Source organism: Streptomyces tricolor (assembly GCF_002155905.1).
Lineage (GTDB): Bacteria > Actinomycetota > Actinomycetes > Streptomycetales > Streptomycetaceae > Streptomyces > Streptomyces tricolor.
In genome coordinates this window covers 1-4,836 of record NZ_MUMF01000315.1, presented here as the reverse complement: position 1 = coordinate 4,836, position 4,836 = coordinate 1, and the positions used below count along the sequence as shown (strand labels likewise).

The window sequence follows — 4,836 nt, the reverse complement described above, 5'->3', positions numbered from 1 at the left end:
CCTCGGCCCGGTCGAGCAGCGGGCGGGTGCCGGGCGCGGGCAGCACGCGGTCCCGCCGGGCGTCGAGCGCGGGCCCCAGCTCGTCGGTGATGCGGTCGAGTTCGGTGTGCAGGCGGGCCCAGCGGTCGCGCAGCGGGTGGTGGACGAGGGTCTCGGCGGCCCGGGGGCGAGCCGGTCCAGCAGGTCGAGCAGGGCGTCGGGTTCGGCCGCCTGGTCCACGGCGACCAGTACGGCGGCGAGCGGCACGCGCAGGGAGCCGAGCCGCTCGGGCCGGGGGTCCTCGCGGATGCCGAGGCGTTCGGCGATCCGGTCCATCACCTCCGCGGCGGTCAGTCCCTTGACCTCCAGGGCGAGGTCGTGCGCGCCGGCCGGGGGCACGGTCTCGGGCGGGTCGTGGCTGACGGCGCTGGTGTTGCGGTGGGTGCGCAGTTCGCGGTCGGCGAGGGTGACGGCGCGTTGCAGGGTCCAGGCGCGGTCACCGCGGGCGGGGACGACGGTGACGAGGACCGGCCAGCCCTCGCCGCGGAACCAGGAGGCGAGTTCGGTGGCGAACGGGACGTCGAGCCGGCCGGCGGCGGCGCCGCTGCCGGTGCGCAGCCGCGGGTCGACGGCCTCGGCGCCGTCGGTCCAGGCGGCGACCCGGGGCAGATGGCTCAGGATGGTCTCGGTGGGGCTCATGTAGCTGAAGGCGGAGCCCGGTCCCTCGTCCACGCTGAGGACGATGCCGATGACCCGGTCGGTGGCGTGGTCGACGACTCCGCCACCGCTGAAGCCGGGCGAGGCGAGTTCGCCGGGGGTGAGCGGGCGCAGCTGCACCTGGCTGTCCCGGCCGCGGGCGGCGACCAGGGTGGCGCCGTGCCAGCGCCCGCCGTCGTCGCCGTCCGGGAAGCCGTACATGCTGACGGGGCCGTGCGGGGCGGCGAGCCGGTAGAGCCGGGTGGTGTGCGCGGCGGGCAGCGGTGCCGCGAGGCGCAGCAGGGCGAGATCGCCGCTGCGGTCGCCGAAGGCATCCTCGCGCTGGGGCACGTGCTCGTCGGGGCGGACGGTCGCGGTCACGGCGGCGAGGCCGGGGACGCCGACCAGGCGGACGGTGTAGTGGTGGCCGGGGCTGACGACATGTGCGGCGGTGAGCACGCATGCGGGGTCGAGCAGCACGCCCGCGCCGAGGACGCGCCCGTCCGGCGTCTCGATGCGGGCGATCCAGGACGGTGTGCGTAAGCGCGATGCCACGACTCGCTCCCCCGTGCGCGTCATGGTTTCGAGGTTACTCCGCGTACCCGCCCGGTACTACTGGTGTGCACGGGGACGTTGCTGAGGTTCGGGGGCGGGGGCCTCGCCGGGGGCGACGAGAGACGGCCGCGCCGGACCGCCGGGGAAGCGGGTACCGACCCTTACCGACCCTCGCCCGACCTTCGAACATGTGAACTATACACACGGTGTATAGTCCCGGCATGCCTCTTTCGACCGACACGATCCCGACGCCGACCGACTCCGCGCGTGCCGTCCGCGCGCCCAGGAAGATGCGCGGCGCGGGCCGAAGGTTGCGCGGCTGGGCGCTCGCGTCCGCCGCGGCCTGCCTGGCGTTCACGCTGACCGGCTGCGCCGAGGTCGACACGACCGCGCCCAGCACCGTCCGCGCCGAGGCGGCGCCCGGGGCGCCCGCCCGGTTCGGCACCGTCGACTGCCGCGAGGCCAAGTGCATCGCGCTCACCTTCGACGCGGGGCCCAGCGAGAACTCGGCGCGGCTGCTCGACATCCTGAAGGAGAAGAAGGTGCCCGCCACCTTCTTCCTGCTCGGCAAGCGGCACATCGAGAAGTACCCGGAGCTGGTCAAGCGGATGGCGGCGGAGGGCCACGAGGTCGCGAGCCACACCTGGGACCACAAGATCCTGACCCGGATGTCCGACGCGGAGATACGCGCGGAGCTGAAGCGCCCCAACGACGCGATCGAACGGCTCACCGGACGCAAGCCGACGCTGATGCGCCCGCCGCAGGGCCGTACCGACGCGAACGTGCACAAGATCTGCAAGGAGCTGGGCCTGGCGGAGGTGCTGTGGAGCGTGACCGCCAAGGACTACACGACCAACGACTCGGCGCTCATCACCAAGCGCGTCCTGGAGCAGTCGTCCCGGGACGGGATCATCCTGCTGCACGACATCTACGCCGGGACCGTGCCGGCCGTGCCCGGCATCATCGACGCGCTGAAGGAGCGCGGCTACGTCTTCGTGACGGTGCCGCAGCTGCTGGCGCCCGGCAAGGCCGAGCCCGGCAAGGTGTACCGCCCGTAGCCGCTGCCGCCGCTCAGAACACCACCGTCCAGCCCTCGCGGGCGGCCTGTTCGGCGGTGTAGGAGACGCCGTGGACCTTCAGGCCGGCCGCATCGAGCAGCGAGATCTCGCCGCCCTGGTTGCCGAGTTGGGCCTCGGCGCTGAGCGGTACGCCGAGACAGACACCGGGCGCCAGCGGGGCCGCGGCCGGCACCGGCGCACCGGAGCCGGTGCGGCCGACGACGCGCCAGCCGGTCAGGTCGACGGGATCCGGGGAGGCGTTGAGGAGGGTGACGGTCTCCGCCTCGGGGGCGGGGCCCTTCGGGTTGACCAGCGCCGCGACGATCCGCACGGGCTGCGCGCTGGGCGCCGGCCGGGTGCCGTCGACGTCCTCCAGGGCGTGCCCGGTGGTGTCGTCGGTGTGCCACGACTGGCTCTGGAAGGCGAGGAAGATGCCGACCCAGCGGGACTGTCCGGGGAAGCGCAGCAGGAGTGCGCCGTCCTGCCACACCCCGTCGTCGCCCCGGAACCGGCGGCTGTTGCCCTGGTTCATGTGGACGTCGTGCACGCCGTTGCCGGGCTGGAACCCGAACACCTTGTCCTTGACGGCGGGTTCGGGGCCGAAGCGGGAGCCGAAGACGTACAGCCGCGCCGCCGGGTCCGCCACCGCGCGCTTCACGTAGTGGTCGAGGAGGTCGGCGAGGTCGTTGTCGGGGCCCTCGACGTCCGGCGGGAGCGTACGCATCCCGGCCGGGTCGAACAGGTTGCCACGGACGAAGTCGAGATTGGGGCCGCCGGGTCCGGGCGGCAGGGTGTTCCAGCCGCCGGGCAGGCCCTCCAGGCGGGCGGTCAGCGGGTGCCGGAAGTCGTCGGCGACCAGGTAGAGCAGCTCGGAGGGGCGCAGCTGCGACAGCACGTTGACCGCCGCGCGGTAGTGCGTGCCCCCGTCGTCCGTGAGGTGGATCTGGTAGTGCGGTGTGTTCCTCGCGCCCTCACGCCGGATGTCGACGGCGCGGGCGATCAGAACGCCGTAGTCCTTCACCGGCATGACGATCAACTCCCCCGTGCGGCAGGCGGATTGCCCGGCCCATGGCAGGAAGGGTAGAAGCAGCAGCCGCGTCGTGCCGCCGCGCGCACCGACTGTTTCAGGATACGTCTCCTCCCGGACACCTGCTACGCGGACGGGGCGGGGCGGCCGACGAACGCGCAGGTGACCGGCGCCGGTTGCCTACGATCGTGCCGTGCCCACCTTCTCCTTCGCCCGTACGGCGCCGCTCCCGCTCGACGAGACATGGCGCCGGCTCACCGACTGGCCCCGCCACGCCGACGCGGTTCCGCTGACCCGGATCAGGGTCCTCACGCCCGCGCCGACCCGCGAGGGCACGCGCTTCGTGGCCCGGTCGGGGTTCGGCCCGCTGGCCGTGGACGACGTCATGGAGGTGACGGTCTGGCGCCCGCCGGCCGCCGGCGAGGGCGGCCTGTGCCGGCTGGAGAAGCGCGGCCGGGTGGTCCTCGGCTGGGCCGAGATCGAGGTCGGGCCGGGCCCCGGGGGCCGCACCCGCGTGGAGTGGCGCGAGGAGTTACGGGTCCGGTACCTGCCCCGCGCCTTCGACGGCATCCTCGGGGCGGCGTCCCGCCGCATGTTCGGCCGCGCGGCGAACCGCCTGCTGAGAGGGGCCTGAGCCGGCCGCCGGTCCTCCCGGGGCCGGGGGTTCAGTCCGTGCGTCCGGTCGTCGCGACCGTCACGCCCAGGCCGATCATCGTCAGACCGCCCGCGCCGCCGACCGCGGCCAGGCGCCGGGGCGAGCGGGCGAACCAGTCGCGGGCGGCCGAGGCGGCGAGCCCCCACACGGCGTCGCAGACCACCGCGATGGCGTTGAAGACCAGGCCGAGCAGCAGCATCTGCGCCGGTACGTGCCCCTGCTCCCGGTCCACGAACTGCGGCAGGACGGCGGCGAAGAACACCATCGTCTTGGGGTTGGCCACACCGACCGCGAACCCCTCCCCCAGCGTGCGCAGGCCGCCGCGCGCCGGGCCGGAGTCCGCGACCGCGGCCCGCAGCGAGCGACGCTGCCGCCACGCCTTGACGCCGAGGTACACCAGGTAGGCGGCGCCCGCGAGCTTCAGGGCGGTGAAGACGAGGAGCGAGCGCTCGACGATCGATCCGATGCCGAGCGCCACGGCCACGACGAGCACGTACGCGCCGAGCGTGTTGCCGGCGACGGTGGTCAGCGCGGCCCGGCGGCCGTGGGCCAGGGCCCGCCCGATCACGAACAGCACGCTGGGGCCGGGCACCACGATGAGCAGGAGGGACAGGGCGGCGAAGGCCGCCAGCCGGTCGGGGGACACCATGCCGTCATGCAACACAGGGCGGACGGCGACCGGCAAACCGTTTTCCCGGCCCGCCGCAGCGGCACCGGGCCCCGCGCGGATGCCCGGGCCGGGTATCACGCGCCGGACGCACCCGGATGCCCCTTGCCGGACCCAGCCACGCACCGGACGCACCCGGATACCCCCAGCCACGCACGGGCGCACACGGGATGCCCCTGCCGGACCCAGCCACGCACCG

Annotated in this window: 5 protein-coding genes; 2 read left to right on the top strand and 3 right to left on the bottom strand. The window is 74.3% G+C overall.

The window, feature by feature from the left end; translation table 11 throughout:
- A partial coding sequence (locus tag CCN44_RS22655) for a trypsin-like peptidase domain-containing protein (protein WP_244203950.1) occupies positions 1–1,230 on the bottom strand: 1,230 nt, incomplete at its 3' end.
- A 221-nt stretch (positions 1,231–1,451) separates the two neighbouring features.
- On the opposite strand from CCN44_RS22655, the gene CCN44_RS22650 reads away from it, so the two are divergent.
- The gene (locus CCN44_RS22650) at positions 1,452–2,288 is read left to right on the top strand and encodes a polysaccharide deacetylase family protein (RefSeq protein ID WP_059253770.1); all 837 of its coding nucleotides are present in this window, start codon (positions 1,452–1,454) and stop codon (positions 2,286–2,288) included.
- Between the two features lie 13 nt (positions 2,289–2,301).
- Here CCN44_RS22650 and CCN44_RS22645 read toward each other — a convergent pair whose 3' ends face one another.
- A complete protein-coding gene (locus tag CCN44_RS22645) occupies positions 2,302–3,315 on the bottom strand; it encodes a DUF2278 family protein (protein ID WP_086699004.1) in 1,014 nt (337 codons plus the stop codon).
- A gap of 193 nt (positions 3,316–3,508) precedes the next feature.
- Here CCN44_RS22645 and CCN44_RS22640 point away from each other — a divergent pair, with 193 nt between their 5' ends.
- Positions 3,509–3,949: an SRPBCC family protein gene (locus tag CCN44_RS22640; protein WP_059253766.1), complete on the top strand. Its 441-nt coding sequence runs from the start codon at positions 3,509–3,511 to the stop codon at positions 3,947–3,949.
- A 31-nt stretch (positions 3,950–3,980) separates the two neighbouring features.
- Here CCN44_RS22640 and CCN44_RS22635 read toward each other — a convergent pair whose 3' ends face one another.
- Positions 3,981–4,619 (bottom strand): LysE family translocator, encoded by a 639-nt coding sequence (locus tag CCN44_RS22635; RefSeq protein WP_086699001.1) that lies wholly within the window; start codon positions 4,617–4,619, stop codon positions 3,981–3,983.
- Positions 4,620–4,836: the final 217 nt, after the last annotated feature.

Excerpts from the sequence above, each read along its gene's own strand:
- CCN44_RS22650 (WP_059253770.1), top strand. The coding sequence starts at position 1,452 with ATGCCTCTTTCGACCGACACGATCCCGACGCCGACCGACTCCGCGCGT.
- CCN44_RS22645 (WP_086699004.1), bottom strand. The coding sequence starts at position 3,315 with ATGCCGGTGAAGGACTACGGCGTTCTGATCGCCCGCGCCGTCGACATC.
- CCN44_RS22635 (WP_086699001.1), bottom strand. The coding sequence starts at position 4,619 with ATGGTGTCCCCCGACCGGCTGGCGGCCTTCGCCGCCCTGTCCCTCCTG.